The 24,172-nt window shown below is 60.4% G+C and carries 23 protein-coding genes and 4 tRNA genes; 15 read left to right on the forward strand and 12 right to left on the reverse strand.

Annotated features, from left to right (window positions below):
* Positions 1-11: 11 nt before the first annotated feature.
* Entirely contained in the window at positions 12-1,445 is a 1,434-nt protein-coding gene (locus AACY25_RS11470) for a M48 family metalloprotease (RefSeq protein WP_339524627.1), read from the forward strand.
* Positions 1,446-1,550: 105 nt separating this feature from the next.
* Here AACY25_RS11470 and AACY25_RS11475 read toward each other — a convergent pair.
* The 4 genes from AACY25_RS11475 to AACY25_RS11490 form a co-directional block, all read right to left on the reverse strand.
* A tRNA-Gly gene (locus AACY25_RS11475) sits at positions 1,551-1,626 on the reverse strand.
* 21 nt (positions 1,627-1,647) lie between these two features.
* A tRNA-Glu gene (locus AACY25_RS11480) sits at positions 1,648-1,723 on the reverse strand.
* Between the two features lie 43 nt (positions 1,724-1,766).
* A tRNA-Gly gene (locus AACY25_RS11485) sits at positions 1,767-1,842 on the reverse strand.
* Positions 1,843-1,880: 38 nt separating this feature from the next.
* A tRNA-Glu gene (locus AACY25_RS11490) sits at positions 1,881-1,956 on the reverse strand.
* A gap of 224 nt (positions 1,957-2,180) precedes the next feature.
* Between AACY25_RS11490 and AACY25_RS11495 the strand changes: the two genes are divergently transcribed.
* The gene (locus tag AACY25_RS11495) at positions 2,181-2,951 is read left to right on the forward strand and encodes a hypothetical protein (RefSeq protein ID WP_339524629.1); all 771 of its coding nucleotides are present in this window, start codon (positions 2,181-2,183) and stop codon (positions 2,949-2,951) included.
* Between the two features lie 50 nt (positions 2,952-3,001).
* Positions 3,002-3,664, forward strand: a complete 663-nt coding sequence (locus AACY25_RS11500; RefSeq protein WP_339524630.1) for a glutathione S-transferase family protein — start codon at positions 3,002-3,004, stop codon at positions 3,662-3,664.
* A gap of 59 nt (positions 3,665-3,723) precedes the next feature.
* Here the strand turns inward: AACY25_RS11500 and AACY25_RS11505 are convergent, their stop codons facing one another.
* Together AACY25_RS11505 and AACY25_RS11510 are read right to left on the reverse strand one after the other, a co-directional pair.
* The gene (locus AACY25_RS11505) at positions 3,724-4,206 is read right to left on the reverse strand and encodes a GAF domain-containing protein (protein ID WP_339524631.1); all 483 of its coding nucleotides are present in this window, start codon (positions 4,204-4,206) and stop codon (positions 3,724-3,726) included.
* The gene (locus tag AACY25_RS11510) at positions 4,199-5,092 is read right to left on the reverse strand and encodes an ATP-binding protein (protein ID WP_339524633.1); all 894 of its coding nucleotides are present in this window, start codon (positions 5,090-5,092) and stop codon (positions 4,199-4,201) included. The genes AACY25_RS11505 and AACY25_RS11510 overlap by 8 nt, the downstream gene beginning before the upstream one ends.
* Positions 5,093-5,191: 99 nt before the next feature.
* On the opposite strand from AACY25_RS11510, the gene AACY25_RS11515 reads away from it, so the two are divergent.
* Positions 5,192-7,504 carry a response regulator gene (locus tag AACY25_RS11515; protein WP_339524634.1) on the forward strand — a complete coding sequence of 771 codons (2,313 nt, stop codon included), beginning with the start codon at positions 5,192-5,194 and terminating at the stop codon, positions 7,502-7,504.
* Here the strand turns inward: AACY25_RS11515 and AACY25_RS11520 are convergent.
* The 3 genes from AACY25_RS11520 to msrB all read right to left on the reverse strand — a co-directional run bounded on the left by AACY25_RS11520 (position 7,480) and on the right by msrB (position 8,941).
* Positions 7,480-7,953 carry a MarR family winged helix-turn-helix transcriptional regulator gene (locus AACY25_RS11520; protein ID WP_339524635.1) on the reverse strand — a complete coding sequence of 158 codons (474 nt, stop codon included), beginning with the start codon at positions 7,951-7,953 and terminating at the stop codon, positions 7,480-7,482. The genes AACY25_RS11515 and AACY25_RS11520 overlap by 25 nt on opposite strands.
* Entirely contained in the window at positions 7,950-8,435 is a 486-nt protein-coding gene (locus AACY25_RS11525; protein WP_339524637.1) for a glutathione peroxidase, read from the reverse strand. The genes AACY25_RS11520 and AACY25_RS11525 overlap by 4 nt, the downstream gene beginning before the upstream one ends.
* 110 nt (positions 8,436-8,545) lie before the next feature.
* Positions 8,546-8,941 (reverse strand): peptide-methionine (R)-S-oxide reductase MsrB, encoded by a 396-nt coding sequence (gene msrB, locus AACY25_RS11530; protein ID WP_339524639.1) that lies wholly within the window; start codon positions 8,939-8,941, stop codon positions 8,546-8,548.
* A 246-nt stretch (positions 8,942-9,187) separates the two neighbouring features.
* Here msrB and AACY25_RS11535 point away from each other — a divergent pair, with 246 nt between their 5' ends.
* The 4 genes from AACY25_RS11535 (at position 9,188) to htpX (ending at position 12,624) form a co-directional block, all read left to right on the forward strand.
* Entirely contained in the window at positions 9,188-10,399 is a 1,212-nt protein-coding gene (locus AACY25_RS11535; RefSeq protein ID WP_339524640.1) for a pyridoxal phosphate-dependent aminotransferase, read from the forward strand.
* A 12-nt stretch (positions 10,400-10,411) separates the two neighbouring features.
* Positions 10,412-11,155, forward strand: coding sequence for an SDR family NAD(P)-dependent oxidoreductase (locus AACY25_RS11540; RefSeq protein WP_339524642.1), 744 nt, complete (start codon positions 10,412-10,414; stop codon positions 11,153-11,155).
* Positions 11,155-11,607 carry a hypothetical protein gene (locus tag AACY25_RS11545; RefSeq protein WP_339524644.1) on the forward strand — a complete coding sequence of 151 codons (453 nt, stop codon included), beginning with the start codon at positions 11,155-11,157 and terminating at the stop codon, positions 11,605-11,607. Before AACY25_RS11540 ends, AACY25_RS11545 begins: the two co-directional genes overlap by 1 nt.
* A 144-nt stretch (positions 11,608-11,751) precedes the next feature.
* A complete protein-coding gene (gene htpX / locus AACY25_RS11550; protein ID WP_339524646.1) occupies positions 11,752-12,624 on the forward strand; it encodes a protease HtpX in 873 nt (290 codons plus the stop codon).
* Positions 12,625-12,678: 54 nt separating this feature from the next.
* Here the strand turns inward: htpX and AACY25_RS11555 are convergent, their stop codons facing one another.
* Positions 12,679-13,335 carry a thiopurine S-methyltransferase gene (locus AACY25_RS11555; RefSeq protein WP_339524647.1) on the reverse strand — a complete coding sequence of 219 codons (657 nt, stop codon included), beginning with the start codon at positions 13,333-13,335 and terminating at the stop codon, positions 12,679-12,681.
* A 314-nt stretch (positions 13,336-13,649) separates the two neighbouring features.
* Between AACY25_RS11555 and AACY25_RS11560 the strand changes: the two genes are divergently transcribed.
* Positions 13,650-14,420, forward strand: coding sequence for a DODA-type extradiol aromatic ring-opening family dioxygenase (locus AACY25_RS11560; protein ID WP_339524648.1), 771 nt, complete (start codon positions 13,650-13,652; stop codon positions 14,418-14,420).
* 71 nt (positions 14,421-14,491) lie between these two features.
* Here AACY25_RS11560 and AACY25_RS11565 read toward each other — a convergent pair whose 3' ends face one another.
* Complete coding sequence (locus AACY25_RS11565) at positions 14,492-16,207, reverse strand: DEAD/DEAH box helicase (protein ID WP_339524649.1); 1,716 nt, start codon at positions 16,205-16,207, stop codon at positions 14,492-14,494.
* A gap of 332 nt (positions 16,208-16,539) precedes the next feature.
* Here AACY25_RS11565 and AACY25_RS11570 point away from each other — a divergent pair, with 332 nt between their 5' ends.
* Entirely contained in the window at positions 16,540-17,331 is a 792-nt protein-coding gene (locus AACY25_RS11570; RefSeq protein WP_339524650.1) for a crotonase/enoyl-CoA hydratase family protein, read from the forward strand.
* Between the two features lie 221 nt (positions 17,332-17,552).
* Here the strand turns inward: AACY25_RS11570 and AACY25_RS11575 are convergent, their stop codons facing one another.
* Positions 17,553-18,326, reverse strand: coding sequence for a spermidine synthase (locus tag AACY25_RS11575; RefSeq protein WP_339524652.1), 774 nt, complete (start codon positions 18,324-18,326; stop codon positions 17,553-17,555).
* 163 nt (positions 18,327-18,489) lie between these two features.
* On the opposite strand from AACY25_RS11575, the gene AACY25_RS11580 reads away from it, so the two are divergent.
* The 5 genes from AACY25_RS11580 to AACY25_RS11600 are packed head-to-tail and all read left to right on the forward strand — an operon-like array spanning position 18,490 to position 24,074.
* Entirely contained in the window at positions 18,490-19,830 is a 1,341-nt protein-coding gene (locus AACY25_RS11580; protein ID WP_339524654.1) for a flavin-containing monooxygenase, read from the forward strand.
* On the forward strand, positions 19,830-20,765 hold the full coding sequence (locus AACY25_RS11585) for a bile acid:sodium symporter family protein (RefSeq protein ID WP_339524655.1): 936 nt from the start codon (positions 19,830-19,832) through the stop codon (positions 20,763-20,765). Before AACY25_RS11580 ends, AACY25_RS11585 begins: the two co-directional genes overlap by 1 nt.
* Complete coding sequence (locus AACY25_RS11590; protein WP_339524657.1) at positions 20,765-21,547, forward strand: SDR family oxidoreductase; 783 nt, start codon at positions 20,765-20,767, stop codon at positions 21,545-21,547. Before AACY25_RS11585 ends, AACY25_RS11590 begins: the two co-directional genes overlap by 1 nt.
* Positions 21,547-22,287, forward strand: a complete 741-nt coding sequence (locus tag AACY25_RS11595) for a sulfite exporter TauE/SafE family protein (protein ID WP_339524658.1) — start codon at positions 21,547-21,549, stop codon at positions 22,285-22,287. Before AACY25_RS11590 ends, AACY25_RS11595 begins: the two co-directional genes overlap by 1 nt.
* Complete coding sequence (locus AACY25_RS11600; protein WP_339524660.1) at positions 22,284-24,074, forward strand: N-acyl-D-amino-acid deacylase family protein; 1,791 nt, start codon at positions 22,284-22,286, stop codon at positions 24,072-24,074. Before AACY25_RS11595 ends, AACY25_RS11600 begins: the two co-directional genes overlap by 4 nt.
* The last annotated feature ends 98 nt before the right edge of the window (positions 24,075-24,172 follow it).

Raw genomic sequence — 24,172 nt, forward strand, 5'->3', positions numbered from 1 at the left:
GAGCTTTGTGCATGAGCCTTCTGCGCCCTACCCTGTTGACGCTGGCTTGCCTGCTGGCAGCCCCCGCCATGGCCAGTGACCTGCCCTCCCTTGGCGACGCCAGTTCAGCCATCGTTTCCCCGCAGCAAGAACATCAACTGGGCCGCGCTTGGCTGAGCCTGGTACGCGGCCAGGTCAGTCAACTCGACGACCCGCAGCTCAAGGACTTCGTCGAGACCAGCGTCTACCGCCTGAGCGAAACCAGCCAGCTGCAGGATCGCCGCCTGGAATTCGTTCTGCTTAACAGCCCGCAGATCAACGCCTTCGCCGCCCCTGGCGGGATTGTCGGGGTCAACGGCGGCCTGTTTTTGTACGCCCAGACCGAAGCTGAGTACGCCTCGGTCATGGCCCACGAATTGGCGCATTTGTCGCAGCGCCATTTTGCTCGCGGCCTGGAAGCTCAGCAGCGCATGCAGATTCCGGTGATGGCTGGCATGTTGGCCGGCATTATTGCCGCCGCGGCAGGTGCTGGCGACCTTGGTATTGCCGCAATCGCTTCGACACAGGCTGCCGCGATGCAGGAGCAACGGCGCTTCTCCCGGCAGAACGAGCAGGAAGCCGACCGCATCGGCTTGGTCAATCTGGAAAAAGCCGGCTTCGATCCACGCGCCATGCCCAGCATGTTCGAACGCCTGATGCGCCAGTACCGCTACGACCGCAAGCCGCCGGAATTCCTTCTGACTCACCCGGTATCGGAATCGCGCATCGCCGACACCCGCAACCGCGCGGAGCAATACAACGCTACGGGCATCACCGACAGCGTGCGCTACCAACTGATGCGCGCCCGCGTGCAGCTGACCTATGAAGAAACCCCAGGGATCGCCGCTAAGCGTTTTCGCAATATGCTCGACGAAAACCCGCAGATGGAAGCCGCCCGCTACGGCTTGGCAATTGCTCAGATCAAAAGTGGCCAATACAAACAAGCGCGCGAAACCCTGCAACCTTTGCTGGCGAATTCACCGAACGATGCAACCTATAACCTGGCCCAGATTGAACTGGATATGGCCGCCAATCGCCTGGGCGACGCGCAAAGCCGCACGTCACGGCTGCTGACTCTCTATCCGAATAACTATCCGGTCAATCAGGCACATATCGACCTGCTGATGAAGCAAGGACGCATTCAGGAAGCCGAACGCGCACTTGATGACATGCTGAAAAGCCGCAGCAAAGACCCGGATGTCTGGTACCAGGTGGCCGAAGTCCGCGGCCTGAGCGGCAACACCATCGGCTTGCATCAAGCCCGTGGCGAATTCTTCGCTCTGGTTGGCGACTATAACCAAGCCCTGGAGCAGCTTGATTTCGCCAAGCGCCGGGCCAGCAACAATTTCCAGCTGGCCTCACGCATCGACGCCAGGCAACGCGAGCTGATCGAAGAGCAGCGCATCATTGAGCAGATGCTGCGCTAGCGCAGTGTCGCGCTAGAATAGAAAAGCCAGGCAAATGCCTGGCTTTTCTATTCATGAATAACAACAGAAACAAAAACGCCGCTCAATTGAGCGGCGTTTTTTTATTGGAGCGGGAAACGAGACTCGAACTCGCGACCCCGACCTTGGCAAGGTCGTGCTCTACCAACTGAGCTATTCCCGCAATACAGCTTGGTACTAAAAATGGCGTCCCCTAGGGGACTCGAACCCCTGTTACCGCCGTGAAAGGGCGGTGTCCTAGGCCACTAGACGAAGGGGACCTTGGAACTTGTCGGTTACCTGCCTGAGCAGATCACCTAAATTTGGAGCGGGAAACGAGACTCGAACTCGCGACCCCGACCTTGGCAAGGTCGTGCTCTACCAACTGAGCTATTCCCGCATACAACTTGGTTTTAGCAGCACACTTCATAAAAGAAGTGGCGTCCCCTAGGGGACTCGAACCCCTGTTACCGCCGTGAAAGGGCGGTGTCCTAGGCCACTAGACGAAGGGGACGCAGCCCGGAAACTACAACTTCTATCCGGCTTCTACACGTTTTGCCGTGAGGCATTGCGCTACGAAGTGGCGCGCATTCTATGGAGCCTTACAAGGCCCGTCAACCTCTGCGTAAAAAATTTTATAAATCAAAGACTTCAGCCACGAATGTAAGGCAGCTCTATCAGCCTCTCAGCTAAGGCACTACACTCGGGAGAAAAACCGGTGATCGAGAGGCTCCACCCATGTCCCCACTCGTGATTACCATATTGATTGTTTCTGGCATCGTCGTCTTGATCGCCATTGCCTATATCAATCATATGGTCGAGAACAACAAGCTGGAGAAGGCACGCATCAAGGCCGACCTCAATGATCGCCTACGCCGCTGCACGGACCTTGCCGAAGCCCTCCCCGGCCAACTGATGAGCCCGGCACTGAAGCTGATGCTCAGTCGCCTGCAATTGCACTTCAGTGAACGCATGCTGCCTTTGGACAAGGGCAACAATGCCCTCAAGGCGCGCATCGAAGAACTGCGCAAACTCATCGCCCAGGGCGAATCGATCGCGGTCAACAACCCGCCGCAACCCATACTCAATGAAGCCAAGGCCAAGGAAGTACGCTTCCAGCTTGAAAACCTTCACGGCCAACTGACGCGCTGCGCCAAAGACGGGATTATCCCGACCAGCGAGGCCAAGCACTGGCTCAAAGAAGTGCGCCATATGCTGACCCAAGTGCACATCGAATTCTTCGGCAACCTCGGTCAACATGCGCTGCAGCAAAAGCAGCCAGGTCAGGCGCGCCTGGCCTTCGAGCGTGGCGTGCAATACCTACGTAAGCAACCTGACCCTGCGCCTTATCAGAACACCTTGAAGAAATTCGAAGAACAACTGGCACGCGCCAATGCCATGGTTTTGGAAAGCAGCAAGCCCGTCAGCGACCAGCCCAGCGAACTCGATGCCGGCCTGGAGTCTCTCGGCGGCGATGACGAGTGGAAGAAGAAGAACATCTACGACTAACCCTGCCAGCGCGCGACTTGCGCGCTGTAGCCCGCCGATGAGAACCACGCATGAGCCTGACCGTTTACGGCGCCCCGCTGTCGCCCTTCGTCCGTAAAGTTCGCCTGTTTCTGGCCGAAAAGAGCCTGGAGTATCAGCTGGAAATCGTCCTACCGTTTGGCCAACCGGCCTGGTACCGCGAGCTGAACCCGCTGGGGCGCATTCCGGCCTTCAAAGATGGCGATTTCACCCTTGCCGACTCCAGCGTGATCTGCCAGTACCTTGATGATAAGTATCCAGAGCGCCCCAGCCTGCTCGGACAAAACGCCGAACAACGAGCCCAGGTGCGCTGGCTGGAAAAATATGCCGACTATGAGCTGGCACCGCTGTGCACCTTCAGCGTGTTCCGCAACCGCACACTGAAACCCAGCATGGGCCAGACCTGCGACGAAGCCGCCGTGCAGAAAACTCTGCACGAAAAACTGCCTGCGCACTTCGACTACCTGGAACAGACCCTCGGCTCAGCCGACTACCTGGTCGGCCACAGCCTAACCCTGGCCGACCTGGCCCTGGCCTGCCAGCTGATCAATATGCAGCACGGCGGTGAACAGTTGGATGCGCAGCGCTGGCCCAACCTCTGTGCCCACTATGCGCGAATCACCGCACGCGACTCGGTGCAGAGCGTGTTACCAGGTGAGCTGAAGGTGCTCGCCAAGATGACTGCTAGGGTCTGAGTTGGTAGCACCAGAAAGCAAAGAGCCCGGTTGACCCGGGCTCTTGCGTATCTGCGACCTCAACAGTCAGTGAGCTCGACAAACACCTCGACCAATCGCTCAACACCTGCCTGATCAGCCGCACTAAAGCGTGCCAACGACGGACTGTCGAGATCCAGCACGCCAAGTAAGCGGCCGCCCTTGAACAGCGGCACCACCAGCTCGCTATTGGAAGCGCTGTCGCAGGCGATATGCCCGGCAAACTCATGTACATCTGCAACGCGCTGAGTCTGTCCAGTGGCCGCTGCGGCGCCGCACACACCGCGACCGAAGGGAATTCGCACGCACGCCACCTTGCCCTGGAACGGCCCGAGTACCAGTTCCTCGCCACGGGCCAGGTAGAAACCTGCCCAGTTCAGGTCGCTCAGTTCCTGGAACAAAAATGCCGAAAACTGCGCCGCATTGGCAATAAAGTCTCGCTCACCAGCCAACAGAGCCTGCAGCTGCGCGATCAACAATGGGTAGCCATCGAGCCCCTGCCCGCTTTGTTGTAGATCAATCATCAGTTTTACTCAGTAATTGCAGGCCCACCCAGTCGCGGGCAAATTGATAGGCGCAACGTCCGTTGCGGTTACCGCGACCCAAGGCCCAGCGTATCGCAGCCTTTTCCAGCTCGTCGTGCCATTGCCAGGCCAAGCCGGCTTGCGCGGCGTGTACATGAACCCAATGGCGGACCACGTTGAGAAAATGCTCCTGGGTGAAGGGATAGAACGACAGCCACAGGCCGAAACGGTCAGATAGCGCGATCTTGTCTTCCACCGCCTCGTTGGGGTGCAGCTCACCATCGACTCGTTGCCAATTTTCATTGTCGCTCTGCTTTTCCGGCAGCAGATGGCGGCGGTTGGAGGTGGCATACAGCAACACATTGTCCGGCGCGCGCTCCAAGGAGCCATCAAGCACGGTTTTCAGCATGCGGTAATCGCCCTCACCGGCCTCGAATGACAGGTCATCGCAGAACAGCACAAAGCGCTGCGGCAGATCGCTCAACTGCTCGACGATGCGCGGCAGGTCGGCCAGATGATCACGTTCGATCTCGATAAGACGCAGCCCCGCCGCCGCATGTTCGGCCAGCAACGCCCGCACCAGCGATGATTTACCCGTACCGCGTGCGCCCCAGAGCAAGGCATGGTTGGCCGGCAGCCCGTGAATAAACTGCTGGGTATTACGTGCCAACTGCGCACGCTGTCGATCCACGCCGATCAGGTCCTGCAGACTCACATCCAGCCTGACCTGCAGCGGCGCCAGAAAACCGCTGCGACCATCACGCTGCCAGCGTGCCGCCAGGCTCTGCTGCCAGTCGATAACCGGGCGCTGCGCCGGCAGCAAGGGCTCCAGGCGCGCCAACACCACCTCGGCGCGCAACAAAAAATCACTTAAACGCGAATCCACGACACACTCCCGGGTTTTCGAGCCATTCTGCCACTGCCGTCCGGCAAAACAGATGGGCTATGCTTGGCAGGCGACTCAACATGAGAACAACCGGCCCATATGGATATAGCGCTAACCCAACGCCTGTCATTCAAACAGGCCGGCCTGACCGTATTGGTAGCCTTTATCCTCGGCACGGCGCTGAGCTTGATGCAAGTGGGCATCGATTATGCCAGCGAAGATGCTTCCATCGACCGCGAGATTAACGCGCTCATGGAGATCAGCCACAACCCAGCTGCACGCATCGCCTACAACATCGACGCCGAGCTGGCACAAGAGCTGGTACTGGGACTGCTGCGCTCACCAGCGGTAATCAGCGCACAGATCACCGATAACAATCAGCTGACCTTGGCCAGCGTCAGCCGCCCTGCCATGGAAAGCCGCTACCGAGTCCTCAGCGACTTTATATTCGGCCAACGCCGATACTTCGAAACCGCTCTGTTCGTCAGCCACTCGCCCAGCGAAGCCCTCGGAAAACTAAGCCTGGAAGTCGACACCTACGCCTTTGGTAGCCATTTCCTGCGCCGCTCGCTACTGACCCTGCTCACCGGCTTCGCGCGCAGCCTGCTGCTGTCGCTGATTCTGCTGGTGATGTTCTATTTCATGCTGACCAAGCCGCTGACCGGATTTATCCGCGCCCTCAGCGAACGCAACCTGAGTAGCCCCAACAACACCAAGCTGCCCTACCCACCCAACCATGAGCGTGACGAGATCGGCGTGCTAGTCGATGTGACCAATCGCCAGTTGAGCAGCATCGCCAGCGAGATCGAGCAACGCCAGCAAGCCGAAGCCCGATTGACCCGCTACCTGGCCGAGCTGGAAGACATGGTCTCGGCGCGCACCGAACAACTGGAAGCCGCCAATAGCCGTTTGCTCGACTCCAACCGCGAGCTGGAACAGGCTAAACGCACGGCCCTGGACATGGCCCAGGCGCGCTCGGCCTTTCTGGCCAATATGAGTCACGAGATTCGTACCCCACTCAATGGCCTATTGGGCATGCTTGCGCTGTCGCTGGATGGGCCGCTGAATAACGAGCAGCGCCAACAGCTGTCGATTGCTCACGACTCCGGCAAGGTGCTGGTCGAGCTGCTCAACGACATTCTCGATCTGTCGAAATTCGAGGCAGGGCAACTGGAGCTGGAACAGATTCCCTTCGACCTCGGCAGCATGGTCGAAGACACCGCCAACCTGCTCTCGCAAAATGCCGCTCCCGGTGTTGAACTGACCTGCCTGATCGATCCACAACTGCCCAACCAGTTGCTCGGTGACCCGACGCGGGTCAGGCAGATTGTCAGCAACCTGCTGTCTAATGCCTTGAAATTTACCCGTTTTGGCCGCGTCGACATCAGCATCAGCGCCCAGGCTAGCGGCGTCAGGATTATTGTCCGCGACACCGGTATCGGCATTGCCGAAGATGCCCAGGCGCGGATTTTCCATCCATTTGCCCAGGCCGGTGTTGGCATCACTCGGCAATTTGGCGGCACAGGCCTGGGCCTGGCCCTGACGCGCCGCCTCTGCGAAGTCATGCACGGCCAACTGAGTCTGGAGACACGGGAAGGTTTTGGCAGCACCTTTTGCGTCGATCTACCGCTACCTGGCCAGACCAACGCCAAGCAGCTTCCCTTGTTGCACGGACGCATTATCGGGCTCAGCCCAGCCAGCTCCGGATTGAGTGAACAGCTGGCAAGCCTGCTGCCGAGCTGGGGCCTGCAGTATCAACATCTGGACGCTGATGCCGCACTGGGTACGCTTGATGCCGACCTGCTGATAAGCGATTGCCCGCAGCGCTTGAATGAGCTGCGCACGCTCTCCAACCTGCCGATTCTGTTGGTCAGCGCCTATGGCAACTTTCTCAGCAGCGAGCAGGTGGAAAAACTTTCGCCTATCGAACAACTGGCCCGACCGCTGTCACGCCAAGCGCTGCTGCAGGCCTTGCGCCGCACTCTTGGTCAGGACGAAGCGCATGCCGCCGAGCAACACAGCGAGCCGAAACGCAACCGCCAGGCGCGCGTACTGCTGGTAGAAGACAACCCGGTCAACCAGCTGGTGGCCAAGGGCATGCTGGGCAAGCTCGGCTGCGAGGTGCTGCTGGCCAACCACGGCGGCGAAGCCCTGACCCTGCTGGAAACCCAGGCAGTCGATCTGATCCTGATGGACTGCAATATGCCGGTCATGGATGGCTATGAAACCACCCGACGGATTCGCCAGAAAGGCGAATTCGCCGAGCTACCGATCATCGCTTTGACGGCTAACGCACTGTCCGATGAACGCGAGCGCTGCCGCGCTGCGGGAATGGACGACTACCTGGCCAAGCCCTTCCGCAAGGATGAGCTAGCGGCCCTGCTCGATCAGTGGTTAAGCAGCATAAACTGATCGAGCAGCACACCGACCTGGCTGCGCAACGCGGCAACCTGATCGAGATCAATCCCGCGCTCACACAGCAGTTGGCTTTTCAGCGGCAATACCTGCTCACGCAAAACGCAACCGACAGGGGTCAACGCCAGGTGCACCTCACGCTCATCACTGGCCGAACGTTTGCGCTGCAGCAAACCTTGCAGCTCCAAACGTTTGAGCAGCGGTGTCAGCGTTCCGGAGTCGAGCAACAGGCGTTCGCCCAGCGCCTTGACCGTCGGCAGCGCCGGCGGTTGCTGCTGCCACTCCCACAGCACCAGCATGGCCAGGTACTGCGGGTAAGTCAGACCGAGCTGATCGAGCATAGGCTTGTAGGCGCGGATCACCGCCCGTGAGGCGGCGTAGAGTTTGAAACACAGCTGGTTGTCCAGCTGCAGCCCGTCATCCGCGCGCAAACTGGCCTGGGTCATTTCAGCAGTGCTTCAATCTCGGCAGTCAGGTCTTCAGGCTTGGTGGTCGGGGCGAAACGCTTGATCACCGCGCCATCGGCACTCAGCAAAAACTTGGTGAAATTCCACTTGATACCCTGGCTACCGAGCAGGCCCGGCGCGCTCTTCTTCAGGTTGACGAACAGCGGGTGGGCATCGCTGCCATTGACATCGACCTTCTTGAACAGCGGGAAGCTCACACCGAAGTTCAGCTCGCAGAACTCGCTGATCGCGCCCTCATCACCTGGCTCCTGCTTGCCGAACTGGTTGCAGGGGAAGCCCAGCACCACCAGACCCTGGTCCTTGTACTGCTGCCAAACGTTCTCCAGGCCCTTGTACTGCGGGGTAAAGCCGCATTTGCTGGCGGTGTTGACCACCAGCACGGCCTTGCCACCGAAATCGGCCAGGGTCTTCTGCTCGCCCTTTATGGTGGTAACCGGAATATCGAAGAGTGCGCTGCTCATGCTGGTCATCCTGAGGAGTTGGAATGGGCGCAAGATAGCGAGCAATTAAATTGCATGCAATTTAATTAGAGCAAAATAAGGCCCGCTGATAGCGGGCCTGTGCAATGGCATTAAGCCTTCGGCTCCAGCTTGAGCGATGCCGAGTTGATGCAATAACGCAGCCCCGTTGGCGCCGGCCCATCAGGGAACACATGTCCCAGGTGAGCATCGCACTTGGCACACTTGACTTCGATACGGTGCATACCGTGATTGAAGTCATCCCGGCTGGTGATGGCTTCGCCGCTGACCGGCTGGAAGTAACTCGGCCAACCGCTGCCGGAGTCGTACTTGGCATCCGAGTCGAACAGCTCGGCCTGGCAGCATGCGCAGTGGTAAATACCCGGCACCTTACTGTCGTGATACTGGCCGGTAAAGGCGCGCTCGGTACCGCCTAGACGACATACATGAAACTGTTCCTCAGAAAGCTCTTCGCGCCAGGCTTCCAAGGGTTTTTCCAGCTTATCCACAGGCAATACTCCTCTGCATGAAAAAATCGCCGGGAGCGATTTTTTGACGTCGCACAACGACGGCCCAACCGGTGGCGGCCATGGATGGCACACCATAAAAAAGCCCGACCAGTACCTTTGCCAAGGTCGGGCTGCCACGTATCATTCGACGCCAGTCTGTCACCGGCGTTACAACCTGCCAAGACTCGCAAGATCAGCTCTTTTGCAGGGTAATTCAGCGGCGCTCCACCATTTGGGATCACTTACATGCAGTTCAGCAAATCGAACAAGCTTGCCAACGTCTGCTACGACATCCGCGGGCCGGTGCTCAAGCACGCCAAGCGCCTGGAAGAGGAAGGCCACCGCATCCTCAAGCTGAATATCGGCAACCCGGCGCCGTTCGGTTTCGAAGCACCTGAAGAGATTCTTCAAGATGTGATCCGCAACTTGCCCACCGCCCAGGGCTACAGCGACTCCAAAGGCCTGTTCAGCGCGCGCAAGGCGGTGATGCAGTACTACCAGCAGAAGCAGGTGGAAGGCGTTGGCATCGAGGACATCTACCTCGGCAATGGCGTGTCCGAGCTGATCGTGATGGCCATGCAAGCGCTGCTTAATAACGGCGATGAAGTGCTGATTCCAGCGCCGGATTACCCGCTGTGGACGGCCTCTGTAGCACTGGCCGGCGGCAAGCCAGTGCATTACCTGTGCGATGAGCAGGCCGGCTGGCTCCCCGATATTGCCGACATGAAGGCCAAGATCACGCCGAACACCAAGGCACTGGTGCTGATCAACCCGAACAACCCCACCGGCGCGGTGTATTCCAAAGAAGTGCTGCTGGATATCGTCGAACTGGCGCGCCAGCACAATCTGGTGCTGTTCTCCGACGAGATTTACGACAAGATCCTCTACGACGATGCCGTGCATATCTGCACCGCCTCGCTGGCGCCGGACGTGCTCTGCCTGACCTTCAACGGCCTGTCGAAGTCCTACCGCGTGGCCGGTTTCCGCTCCGGCTGGGTGGCGATTTCCGGGCCCAAGCACCGTGCGCAGAGCTATATCGAAGGCATCGACATCCTCGCCAATATGCGCCTGTGCGCCAACGTGCCAAGCCAGCATGCGATACAGACCGCGCTGGGCGGCTACCAGAGCATCAATGACCTGGTATTGCCGCAAGGCCGCCTGCTGGAGCAGCGCAACCGTACCTGGGAGCTGCTCAACGACATTCCTGGGGTCAGCTGCGTCAAACCAATGGGCGCACTGTATGCCTTCCCGAAGATCGACCCGAAGGTCTGCCCGATCCATAACGATGAGAAATTCGTCCTCGATCTGCTGCTCTCGGAAAAACTGCTGATCGTTCAGGGCACCGCCTTCAACTGGCCGTGGCCGGATCACTTCCGCGTGGTCACCTTGCCGCGGGTGGATGAGCTGGAAATGGCCATCGGCCGCATCGGCAGCTTCCTCAAGACTTACCACCAGTAATCGGAGCAACCCATGAGCCAGGGCAAACGCTATCTGCTGACCGGTGCCAGTTCTGGCATCGGTGCCGCCCTGGCTCGCGAGTTGGCGGCCAAGGGTTATGACCTGGCGCTGGCCGCGCGCCGTGAGGACAGCCTGCACCGGCTGGCTGCCGAGCTGCAGGCGCGCTTTCAGCGCAAGGTAGTGGTGCTGCCGCTGGATGTGACCGACTACGACGCGTGCCAGGACGCCGTGGGCCTGGCTGCCAATGCTCTGGGCGGGCTGGACGGGATTATCGCCAACGCAGGTATCGCCTTGACCGGCAAAGCCGGCGGTGGCCACTTCAAGCGCGCTCGACTGACTGTGGAAACCAATCTGATCGGCGCGATTGCCTGCCTGGATGCCGCCTGTGCGCTGTTTCGCCAGCAAGGTCACGGCCATCTGGTCGCAGTGGCTTCAGTCGCTGGCAAACGCGGCCTGCCCCACACCGCCGCGTACTCGGCAAGCAAGGCTGGCTTGATCAGCTACATGGAAGCCACCCGCGCTGAACTGCTAGGCAAGAACATCGATACCACCTTGCTGCTGCCGGGCTTTATCGATACACCCCTGAACAGCAGCATGGCCAGCCGACCATTCCTGATTGACGTGGAACGCGGCGCAGCACTGATCGCCAAACACATCGACAAACGCGCCGTCAGTGCCTATGTGCCTGGCTGGCCCTGGGCGCTGCTGGGCCGCGTGCTGCCTTATCTTCCAACTTCAATGATTGGCAAATTCTGATGGACTTGCAGATTGACGACTTCTACAAGGATGCCGCCGCCGGCATGCTGACCCTGTACCAGGCGTTCCCGAGCAAATCAGCGCTGTATGTCGAGGACCTGATCGGCCGCGAAGAACCGGACGAGTTCGGCCTGCCCACTCCGCGCCATCAAAGCTGCCTGGGCGCCCTGCTGTGGTTGGCCGAGGAAGGCTATATCCGCTTCGACTCGACCATCGGTTACGACGCCCTGGATCAAGCTGTACTCAGCGAAAAAGGCTTTCTGCGCCTGACTCGCGGCGTCCCCCACGCCCTGCGCGAAGGCGACGCGCTGCCGCCCAGCGTGCGCCGCGTACATGCCACCCTCGCCTTTCAGTTGCGTGAGGCACTCGGCCAACGGCACGGCGAACGCGTAGCGCGCCTCACCCGCCTGCTGTTCGAATCCAACCTGAACAGCGCAAACGACATAGTTTGAAATAGTCGCCAGGTTGAAGTGCTTAGGGGCGCGCCCTTATATAGCCGTCATAACCAATAGTGGCCGTTGAAAACCGGGCGAAGCAGCCAAAACGGGATTTTCAGCGGCCTGATAGATGTTTCCCGTGAGGAGTCTCAATACACCATGATGCGCATTATGCTGTTCCTGGCCACCAACATTGCGGTGTTGATCATCGCCAGCATCACCCTGAAGTTGCTCGGGGTCGACCGCTTTACCGGCCAGAACTATGGCAGCCTGTTAGTTTTCTGCGCTGTGTTCGGTTTCGCCGGCTCGCTGATCTCGCTGTTCCTGTCCAAGTGGATGGCGAAGATGAGCACCAAGACCGAGATCATCACCCAGCCACGCACTCGCCACGAACAGTGGCTGCTGCAGACCGTGGAAGAACTGTCCCGCGAAGCCGGTATCAAGATGCCGGAAGTTGGCATCTTCCCGGCTTACGAGTCCAATGCCTTCGCCACCGGCTGGAACAAGAACGATGCATTGGTTGCGGTCAGCCAGGGCCTGCTGGAGCGCTTCTCGCCCGATGAAGTACGTGCCGTGCTGGCCCACGAAATCGGCCACGTGGCCAACGGCGATATGGTCACCCTGGCGCTGATCCAGGGCGTAGTGAATACCTTCGTGATGTTCTTCGCACGCATCTTCGGCAATTTCGTTGACAAGGCCATCCTGAAAAACGAAGGCGGCCCAGGGATCGGCTACTTCGTCGCAACCATCTTCGCCGAACTTGTTCTAGGGATACTGGCCAGCATCATCGTTATGTGGTTCTCGCGTAAGCGTGAATTCAGGGCCGACGAAGCCGGCGCACGCCTGGCCGGCACTGGCGCGATGATCGCCGCCCTGCAGCGCCTGCGCGCCGAACAGGAAGTGCCAGTGACCATGCCCAACAGCCTGACCGCCTTCGGCATCAACGGCGGCCTGAAGGGCGGTCTGGCTGGACTGCTAATGACCCACCCGCCACTGGAAGTGCGTATCGAAGCCCTGCGTCAGCGCGGCTAACTAGTGAAAAATAAAAAGGGCGACTCTTGAGTCGCCCCTTTTTGTGGCTGTGACTCAGTCCTTACGCAGCTGATACACCCGCTCATCCAGGCGCTCCAGGCCGCGCTTGAGAAACTTCCAGTTGTCGCCCAAGACATCGCCGCATGCCAGTTCCTCTAACTGCCAAGCAGGCGTAAACAGCTGCTGCACCTCTTCGTCTGCGACGGCGAAGGGTGGGCCATCCATTTGCGCCTGGTCATAGTCCAGGCTCACCAGTAACCCCTGGCTGCCGCTGGGTAAAACCTGCGTCAGATGCGCCACATAACGCACGCGCATCTCTGGCGGCAAAGCAATAAGCGCGGCGCGGTCATACAGTGCGCTGCAGCCGGCAAGCTGCTGCGCCGTCAGGGCAAAGACATCACCACAGTAGATCTCCACAGCGCCAGCCCGATAAAGCCTGAAAGCCCCCACTTCACTGACCACCGGCTGCAGCTTATGCTCGGCGAAGAAGTCCTCCACCGCACGCTGCGCCAGCTCGACACCCACCACCTGATAGCCTTGCCCCGCCAACCAGGCCAGGTCCAGGCTCTTGCCACACAGTGGCACCAGCACCCGCGCACCTTCCGATAAACCTAGCGCCGGCCAGTACTGCTGCAGATAGGGATTGACGTCAGGCAGATGAAAGCCAATTTCACTGCGCGCCCAACGCGCCTGCCAGAATTCTGCGTGCATACCGCCTCCTGCAAATAATCAACTGAGGATCGTGCCGCAACGCGGCCAATAAGGCCAAGGGATTCCGCCAGCACCAATTCATCTATTAAAACGATAAAAACACCTTAGCTTTTGCGCTTTTATGCACAGATTGGCTGATAGAAGATGGAGGAAATCGATTAAGAGTCTGTTTACGATCTTGCGAGCTAGAGTCATGCAAGGCAAAAACAGGCGAGGAAGCGGAGTGTACTTTTGTACATGAGCATTCCGAGCCTGTTTTTAACGCAGCAGGACCGACGCGCAGCAGATCGAAAGCAGGCTCTCAGGAGTTAGTTATGCCACTGCCCAGCCTTTTTATCTCCCACGGCTCACCCATGTTGGCCCTGCAACCCGGTGCCAGCGGCCCTGCCCTCGCCCGCCTGGCCAGCCAACTACCCAGGCCACGGGCGATTGTGGTGGTTTCAGCGCACTGGGAAAGCCGCGAATTGCGGGTCGGCAGCGCGGAGCAACTGCGAACCTGGCATGACTTTGGCGGTTTTCCTGCCGAGCTCTATCAAGTGCAATACCCGGCGCCCGGCAACCCAACGCTGGCGGCGGAAATAATCCAACTGCTGGCTGCCGCCAACCTGCCGGCACAACTCGATACCGAGCGTCCACTGGATCATGGCGCCTGGGTGCCCCTGAGACTGATGTATCCGCAGGCCGATATCCCCGTGGTGCAGGTCTCGCTGCCTAGCCAGCAAGGCCCCGCGTTACAACGCCAGGTCGGCCAAGCTCTGTCCAGCCTGCGCACCCAAGGCGTGCTGCTGATCGGTTCAGGCAGCATCACCCATAACCTCGATGAGCTGGACTGGCATGCCGGCCCTGAGGTTATCGAGCCTTGGGCTCAGGCATTTCGCGACTGGATCGTCGACATACTGGCTGAGCAGGATCAGGCGTCCCTGCTGGACTACCGCAGGCAAGCCCCCTTTGCGGTACGCAACCACCCCAGCGACGAGCACCTACTGCCGCTGTTCTTCGCCGAAGGCGCAGGTGGACAGTTCAAGGTCGAGCACAGCGGCTTTACCCTGGGCGCGCTGGGGATGGATATCTACAGCTTCACCTGAACCATGCAGCCGACAAACGACTGGAATAAAAAAGCCCCGCACTAGGCGGGGCTTTTTTATTCAGCGAAGAATCAATCTTCGCGATAACGACGCAGCTTCAGTGGCTTGCCACCGACGCGGGTGTCTTTCAGCTTGGTCAGCAGACGCTCAAGGCCTTCTTCTGGCAGCTCAACCAGGCTGAAGCTCTCGCGCACCTGGATGCGGCCGATGGCTTCGCGGACCAGGCCGCCTTCGTTGAGGATGGCGCCGAGCAGGTTCTTCGCGGCGATACCATCGCGAGCACCCAGAGCGGTACGGCAACGGGCACGGCCTTCGGCCAATGGCACAGGAGCACGACGCTCACGGCTGCCATCGCGATCAGGACGCTCTGGACGATCACTGCGCTCGCTACGCTCACGTGGGCCACTGCTATTTGGCACCAGCGGCTGGTCACGCTGAACTTCAGCCAGAGTCAGCGCCTGGCCGTTGGTGGCCTTGCGCAGCAGGGCTGCGGCCAGGGCACGCGGGCTGCAACCGATGTCGGCAGTCAGGCGATCCAGGAGCTCACCGTGGCTGGCTTCAGCATCAGCCACCAAAGGTGCGAGGCTGTTAGTCAGCTTCTTAATGCGGGCGTCCAGCACTTGCTGGGCGTCCGGCAACTTAACCTCACCGACCTTCTGGCCTGTTACACGCTCAATCACCTGCAGCATGCGGCGCTCACGTGGAGTCACCAGCAGCAGGGCGCGACCGGTACGACCGGCACGGCCAGTACGGCCGATACGGTGGACGTAGGATTCCGGGTCATACGGCATATCCACGTTCATCACGTGGGTGATGCGCGGTACGTCGAGGCCGCGAGCGGCAACGTCGGTGGCGATGACGATGTCCAGACGGCCATCTTTCAGCGAGTCGATCACGCGTTCACGCTGATTCTGCGCGATGTCGCCGTTCAGTGCGGCAGCCTTGTAGCCCTTGGCTTCCAGCGCAGCGGCCAGGTCCAGGGTGGCTTGTTTGGTGCGTACGAAACCGATCAGTGCGTCGAACTCTTCGACTTCCAGCAGACGCAAGACAGCGGCGTGCTTCTGGTCTGCATGAACCATCAGATGCACCTGCTCGATGGCAGTTACGGTCTGGGTTTTGGTTTCGATTTTGACGTGCTTAGGATCACGCAGGTGTTTTTCAGCGATTGCGCGAATCGAGTGCGGCAGAGTGGCAGAGAACAACACGCTCTGACGGCTTTCCGGCATGGCTTTGAAGATGACTTCGAGGTCATCCATAAAGCCCAGCTTGAGCATTTCGTCGGCTTCGTCGAGGACCAGGTGCTGAATGGTCGACAGGACTTTCTCGTCGCGACGCAGGTGGTCAACCAGACGACCCGGGGTGGCCACAACAATCTGTGCGCCATTGCGGATGGCCTTGAGCTGCGGGCCCATCGGCGCGCCGCCGTAAACTGCGATAACACTGACGCCCGGCATTTGCTTGGCGTAGGTTTCAAAAGCGGTGGCAACCTGCAGCGCCAGCTCACGAGTCGGCGCCAGGATCAGCGCTTGTGGCTGACGCTTGGCCGGGTCGATGCGGCTGAGGATTGGCAGGGCGAAGGCAGCGGTTTTACCGGTACCGGTCTGCGCCTGGCCGATCATGTCGTGGCCGGCGAGGATTACTGGAATCGCTTGAATCTGGATAGCCGAAGGCTCTTCATAGCCAGTGGCAATTACAGCAGCGAGAACATTGGGATGTAGATCGAGAGCGGCGAAGCCGCCGATTTCCTGGGTCATGGGTCTGCCTCTAGTGCATCCGCAAAGACCCATGTTCCAAAGCTGCGCATGCCGTGTAAGACCCGAGAGTCACCCTGGCAGCCATGTCGGCGGGGATTTGCGAAAACGTGTGATAAATGAATCGTCAAGGATAGTCCGCAAAACGGACTAACTGCCAAAGTAAACCTTCGGGCGAGTTGTACTACCTGAACGTGGCCAAGAATTGACCGGCGCGCACTATACCGGAAAACCTGGCCAAATGTACTGGTTTTTCCTGAAATCGAGCATATAGCACGCCGGATGGTCATCCTCTGATAGCCTGCAACTGCCATGCTGTAACGACTTCACGCCCCAGTTTACTAACCTGCGTATAAGGACTCCCCGCCATGACCCAAAGCACCAGCGGCCGCGTCAGCCGTGAAAAACGCGGCCAGATCATGTTGATCGGCCTGGACCGAGCGAGCAAACGCAACGCCTTCGATATGCCCATGCTCGACGACATGTGCCTGGCCTACGGTGAGTTCGAGCGCGACAGCGAGGCGCGGGTGGCGCTGGTATTTGCCCATGGCGAGCATTTCACCGCCGGATTGGACCTGGCCAATGTGGCGGCGCAGTTTGCCGCTGGCTGGAAGATTCCTGAAGGCGGCTGCGACCCCTGGGGCGTATTCGGCGGGCCACGAGTGAGCAAACCGGTGATCGTCGCCGCACAAGGCTACTGCTACACCATCGGTATCGAGCTGATGCTCGCTTCGGATATCAACCTGTGCGCCAGCAATACCCGCTTCGCCCAGATGGAAGTGCAACGTGGGATCTTCCCCTTCGGCGGCGCCACCCTGCGCATGCATCAAACGGCCGGCTGGGGCAACGCCATGCGCTGGCTGCTCACCGGCGATGAGTTCGATGCTCACGAAGCCTATCGCTTGGGCTTTATCCAGGAGGTAGTGGCCAGCGAAGAGTTGCTACCCAAGGCACTGTGGCTCGCCGAACGCATTGCCGCCCAAGCGCCACTGGGCGTGCAGGCCACCCTCGCCTCGGCACGCCAAGCCGTTATCGAAGGCCCAGCTGCCGCAGCCGCCAGTTTGCACCCGACCGTGACAAGGCTGATGGCTAGCGAGGATGCTCAGGAAGGCGTCAAAGCCATGCTGGAGCGCCGCCCGGGCGACTTTAAAGGACGTTGAGGTTCATTATCCGGCGAGCTGTTCAGAACCTGATTTACGGTATCGCGAGCTAGGATCATGCAAGGCAAAAACAGGCGAGGAAGCGGAGTTTACTGGTGTAAATGAGCACTACTCGTTTCACTCACCCTTCGGGCCGCGCTAAAGCGCGTTAGCCGCAAGCGACTTGCCGAGCCTGCTTTTAACGCAGCAGGGCCGACGCGCAGCAGACCGTTAACAGATTCTCAGGTCGCCGGACGTACCGCCTTGATCAAAGACTCCAGCGAATAACCGAACTGCGGCGCCAGCAGCTCATTACGGCGGCGCAGTTCGGCAAAGTCGATTTCCTGCTCCAGATCCGCTGGCACCAGCAGTACCACGTTGCCCTCCTTCACCGGGCACTCCCAGTAATGCCGATGGTAGAGCCCGCGCAGCAGCGGTGCGCCGAGGGGTTTGCCGTCGTTACCAGCCCATTGGTTGATGATCAGCCAACCGCCCGGATTAAGCTGCTTCTGGCAGTTTTCCAGAAAGCGCCAGGCCAGGTGCCCGGTCGCGGGGCCATGGTCGGTGTACAGGTCGACAAACAGCAGGTCGGTCTTTTCCGCGCTCTCCAGCAGCTCCAGGGCATCGCCGATGCGAATGGTCAGGCGGGGGTCATCGACCAGGCCCATATGTTCCATGGCCAAGCGCGACACATCGGCGCGCAGCTCGATCACCTCGACATCTTCCAACGGCAGAAAGCGCAGGCAGGCCTGGGTTAGGTTGCCGGCGCCGAGGCCGAGAAACAGCGCACTTTCCGGGTGTTCATGACACAGGGCGCCGAGCAGCATGGCGCGGGTGTAGTCGTACTCCAACCAGCTGGGGTCCGGCATATAGACGCAGCTCTGCTCGATCGCTTCGCCGAACTCGAGAAAGCGGTAAGCACCCATTTCGACTACTTGGATCACCCCGAAGGCATCGTGCACTTCGGCGATCAACAGCGGGTCCGGCATCTGACCGACCGGGGGTAAACCTGGCATCCACCACTCTCCACCGTGACATCCCCGACCATTTCGGCCAGAGGAAAGGCGCTAATTGTCATTGAGGCACCCTCCCCTGGTCACGCGATAATTTGCCGCAGTCGGGAGCGCCGAGTTAGTCGGTATACGGCTACAACAATAAAAACAAATATCGAGGTTTGCCATGTACGCCATTATCGGTGCCGGCCCCATGGGGCTGTGTACAGCACGTCAACTGCACAAGCACGGCATCGACTTTGTCGGTTTCGACCTGCACGCGGATGTCGGCGGCCTGTGGGACATCGATAACCCGCACAGCACCATGTACGACTCGGCGCACCTGATATCGTCCAAGGGCACCACCCAGTTCAGCGAATTCCCGATGCGCGACGAAGTGGCTCCCTACCCGCATCACAGTGAAATGCGCCGCTATTTTCGCGACTACGCCGAGCACTTCGGCCTGTATGCGCATTACCAGTTCAATACCCGTGTGGTGACAATCCAGCGCCTGGACAAAGGCTGGAAGCTGATCAGCGAGCAGGACGGCGTACAGCGTGAATGGCTGGTCGACGGCGTGCTGATGGCCAATGGCACCCTGCACACGCCCAACAAGCCGGCACTGCCCGGCGCGTTTACGGGCGAACTGATGCACTCCAGCGGCTACCGCTCGGCGGCAGTGTTCGACGGCAAGCGCGTGCTGGTAATCGGCTGCGGCAACTCCGCCTGCGATATCGCCGTGGACGCCGTGCACCGCGCAGCCTCGGTGGATCTGTCGGTACGCCGCGGCTATTACTTCCTGCCCAAATTCACCCTGGGCCGCCCCACCGACACCCTCGGCGGCGCCATCAAGCTGCCACGCCCGCTCAAGCAGTTGCTCGATGGCCTGCTGGTGCGCGCACTGGTCGGCAAGCCATCGCAATACGGCCTGCCTGACCCGGACTACAAGCTCTATGAGTCGCACCCGGTGATGAACTCCCTGGTGCTGCATTATCTCGGCCATGGCGACATCAAGCCGCGCCGCGACATCGCCAAGGTCGACGGCCTGCAAGTGACTTTCAGCGATGGCGAACAGGCCGAGTACGACCTGATTCTGCAAGGCACCGGCTACAAGCTCGACTACCCCTTTATCGACCGCGCGCACCTCAACTGGCCGAGTAGCGCCGGCGCGCCGCAGCTGTACCTCAACGTGTTCCACCCCGAGTACGACGATCTGTTTATGCTGGGTATGGTCGAAGCCTCGGGTCTCGGCTGGCAGGGCCGCGACGAGCAGGCTGAGCTGGTAGCGCTGTATATCAAGGGCCTACAAGCTGGCAGCCAGGCGGCCAGGGACTTTCAGGCACTCAAACGCGAACGGGCGAGCATGCGCCTGGATGGCGGCTATCAATACCTGCAACTGGAGCGCATGGCCTACTACGTGCACAAGGACAGCTATCGTCAGAGCATCGCGCAGCACAGCAACAGCCTGCGCGCCGGCCTGGCTGCGCTGCCCGCTACCGCCAGCCGCACTGTTGAAGGAAGCCTGTGATGGAGCCGGTGAATATCCAGTTCGACCCCAGCAGCCTGGTGCTGATCAATATCATCGTCGCGGTGATGATGTTCGGGGTTTCCCTGGACCTGCGCGGGGAAGACTTCAAACGCATCCTCCGTGCCCCCAAAGCCCCGGTCATCGGCATGCTCGCCCAGTTTCTGTTACTGCCAGCGTTGACCTGCCTAGCCTGCTGGGCTTTACGCGTAGACCCGCAACTGGCCCTCGGCATGACCCTGATCGCGGCCTGCCCCGGCGGCAGCTTCTCCAACATCATGACCTGGATGGCCCGCGGCAGTGTGGCCGTGTCGGTGAGCATGACCGCCGTCTCCAGCGTCGCGGCCAGCGTGCTGACCCCGCTCAACTTTGCCCTGTACGCCTGGCTCAACCCCTACACGCGGCCACTGCTGACCGAAATCGCCATGGACCCATTGAGCCTGCTGCTCATGGTGATTCTGGTGCTAGGCGTGCCGCTGGCCCTGGGCATGTTTATCGGTCGGCGCTTTCCTGGGCTGTCACGCAAAGTGGAGAAGCCTCTGCGCGTGTTTGCCCTGGCGGTCATGCTGGGCTTCGTTGCGCTCGCCTTTGGCAAGAACTTCGACCAGTTCCTCAGTCACTTCCATCTGTTCTTCTGGTTGGTGGTCGCCCACAACGCCCTGGCGCTGAGCATCGGTTACTTCAGCGCGCGGTTGAGCGGCCTGCCGGACGCCGAGCGGCGCGCAATTACCCTGGAGGTAGGCATCCAGAACTCGGCCCTGGGCCTGGTGATCATCTTCACCTTCTTCCCGCAGGTGACCGGCATGCTGCTGATCGCCGCTTTCTGGGGCTGCTGGCACCTGGTCTCGGGCATGGCCCTGGCTTACTTCTGGTCACGTCGCCCGCCCACTGAAGATGTGCAGCCCACCCCGGCGCTAGCAACACTCGGAGAAAAATAATGCACATCGTATTGATCACCGGGGCCGCCAGCGGCCTCGGCTGGGAGCTTGCGCGCGCCTATCACGGCCAAGGCTGCAATCTGCTGCTTACCGATATCAACGCCAGCGGCCTGACCGCACGGGTGAATGAGCTGGGCGCTGAGCGGGTACTCGGACTTGCCGGCGATATCACCGACCCGCAACTGCACCAGCAGCTGTTGCAGGCTTGCACTGAGCGCTTCGGCGGCCTCGACGTACTGATCAACAACGCTGGCATCACCCATCGCTCGCCCACCACACAAACCGATCACACGGTGTTTCGCAAAGTCATGGCGGTGGATTACCAGGCCCCCGTCGAGCTGACCCTCAGCGCCCTACCGCTGCTGCGTCAGAGCCGTGGGCAGATCATCGCCATCGGCTCCATGGCCGGCTGGATGCCGGTACTCGGCCGCGCCGGCTACTGTGCGGCAAAGAGCGCGCTGGGCCAGTTCTTCGAAGTGCTGCGCGCCGAAGTGGCCCGCGATGGCATTCGCACCTTGCTGGTCTACCCAAGCTTTCTCGACACCCCGATCGACCAGAATGCCCTGGGCGCCGATGGCCAGCGCGCCATCCACGGGCGCTCCACCATCGGCAATATTCGCGGTGCCGACTGGATGGCCGGGCAAATCATCCAGGCGCAGCAACGAGGTCGTCAGCGACTCTTCCCGGATCGCGGCAGCTGGCTGGCCAGCCTGCTCTGGCGCATCGCCCCCGGTCTCTACTATCGCAAGATGAGCGCACGTTTCGCCGCGGAGATGGACTGATGGAGGTTATCTGGCTGGCCCTGGCGGGCTTTATCCTGCTGGCGTACACCCTGGAGGCAATCACCGGTTTCGGCAGCATCGTGATCGCCCTGTCACTGGGCGCCCTGCTGCTGCCCATTGATCAACTGCTGCCGGTGCTGGTGCCGCTGAATATCTGCATGACTGGCTACCTGGTCTGGAAGCATCAGCAGATGATCGACCGCCGCCTGCTGCTGGGCATGATTTTGCCTGGCATGGTCATCGGCACCCTGCTCGGCTACGCCCTGCTGCCGTACCTTGACGCCGCCCTGGCCAAGCGCCTGTTTGGCGCGTTAGTGCTGTGGTTTGCCGCCCGCGAGCTGTGGCGCTTGCGCCACGCGGCCGTGCAACCCGTGCGGCCCATGTGGCTAAGCCGCCTGCTCAGCCTGTGTGCGGGCATCAGTCACGGCCTGTTCGCCTCCGGCGGACCGCTGCTGGTATTCGCCCTGGCCGGCACCCAGCTGGACAAGGCGCGCCTGCGCGCCACTCTGGTCACGGTGTGGTTCACCCTCAACAGCTTGCTGACGCTGGCCTTCCTGCTCGACGGCCGCCTGCTGCCCGCCCTGCCGCAAGTCGCCAGCTACGCGCCGTTGTTGCTGATCGGCGTGTGGCTGGGCGAGCGCCTGCACCAGCGCTTTAACGAACAGCATTTTCGCATTGCCATCTACCTGTTGCTGCTGGTCACCGGCGGCATGCTGCTAGCGCCCTGGAGTCTGCTATGAGCCACGACATCATTATCAAGAACGGCCTGTACTTCGACGGCAGTAACCAGCCAGGGCAGCTGCGGCATATCGGCATCAAGGACGGACGCATTGATGTGCTGAGCCTCAGCCCACTGGATGAAAGCGGCTGCCCCGAGGTGCTGGATGCCGCAGGCAAGTGGGTCACGCCGGGCTTTCTGGAAATCCACTCGCATTACGATGCCGAAGTCATCGCCGCACCCGCATTGAAGGAATCGGTACGCCACGGCGTCACCAGCGTAACCATCGGCTCCTGCTCAATCAGCATGGTGCTGGCCGATGCCGAGGACTGCTCGGACCTGTTTACCCGCGTCGAGGCGGTGCCGCGCGAGTACGTGCTGCCGATTCTTAAAGAGAAGAAGACCTGGCGCGACGCCGCCGGCTACCGCGCTTTCTATGATCAGCAACCACTGGGGCCGAATGTCAGCTCCTTCCTTGGCCATTCCGAGCTGCGCGTGGCAGTGCTCGGCCTGGAACGGGCCACCCGCCCGATCAAGCCGACCGAAGCCGAGCTGCAACGCATGGAACAGCTGCTGGAAGAAGCGCTGGACGCCGGCTGCATCGGCCTATCAGTGATGACCACCAAGCTCGACAAGATGGACGGCGACCGCGCCTGGTCCAGCCCGCTGCCCTCGACCTTCGCCAGCTGGACCGAGTTCTCCCGCCTGTTCGCCGTGCTACGCCGGCGTGGTGCGGTGCTCCAGGGCGCGCCGGATGCGGTGACCAAGGTCAACGTGTTCGCCTTCCTCTACCAGGCCCATGGCTGGTTTAGAAAACCGCTGAAGTGCTCGATGCTTACCGCGCTGGATCTGAAATCCCAGCCGCTGCTGCACCGTTTTACCCGCCTCTCCGGCTGGCTGGCCAACCGCGTGCTGCGCGGTCACTTTCGCTGGCAGACCCTGCCGGCGCCGTTCACCCTGCGCCTGGAAGGGCTCAACGTAAACGCCTTCGAAGAGTTCGGTGCTGGCGAGATTCTGCGCAATATCAAAGACCCAGACGAGCTGTACGCCAAGGTGCTGGAGCCGGAGTTCCGTGCGCTGTTCAAAAAGCAGGTCAAGGCCGTGCTAACCAAGGGCCTATGGCACCGCGACTTCTCCGACTGCTGGGTAACCGAATGCCCGGACGCCAGCCTGGTCGGCAAGAACTTCAAGCAGCTCGGCGCCGCCCGTGGCCTGGACCCGGTGGATGCCTACTTCGAGCTGGCCTGCCAGTACCGCGAAGCGCTGAAGTGGACCACCTGCTATGGCAACCAGCGCCTGCCGGTGATGCACAAACTGCTGGCCAGCCCCTGGACCCAGCCGGGCTTTGCCGACTCCGGCGCACACCTGCGCTCCATCGCCCAATACAACTTCCCACTGCGCTTCCTTAAATACGTGCGTGACGCGGAACTGGCCGGCACGCCGTTTATGGACACCGGGCACGCCATCCATCGCCTTAGCGGTGAGCTGGCGGACTTTATCGGCGTGGATGCCGGTTATATCCGCGTCGGAGACCGTGCTGACATAGCCATCATCAACCCAGCCGGGCTGACCGATACGCTGGATGAAATCCATGAAGCGCCAATGGAAGTGCTCGGTCTGGAACGGGTCGTCAAACGCAATGACGACGCTGTGGATGCGACGCTGATTAACGGCCGTATCGCCTACCGCCGTGGTAGCGAATTCCCTGAGGCGCTGGGCAAGCAGCAAGGCTTCGGCACCTTTCTGCCGGGGCGTGACGTATTGCCACGTACGGTAACCGCCAGTGGCTTCAGACCTGTCACAGCCTGAGTAGCACGTCACCATGCAGCGGCTCTATCGCGCCTATCGGCTTGCCGGCGGTGGCTTATCGGTTACCATGCCCGTCCGCCTAAATTGACTTAAGCCGA

This window comes from Pseudomonas sp. EA_35y_Pfl2_R111 (assembly GCF_963970955.1).
Taxonomy (GTDB): Bacteria; Pseudomonadota; Gammaproteobacteria; order Pseudomonadales; family Pseudomonadaceae; genus Aquipseudomonas.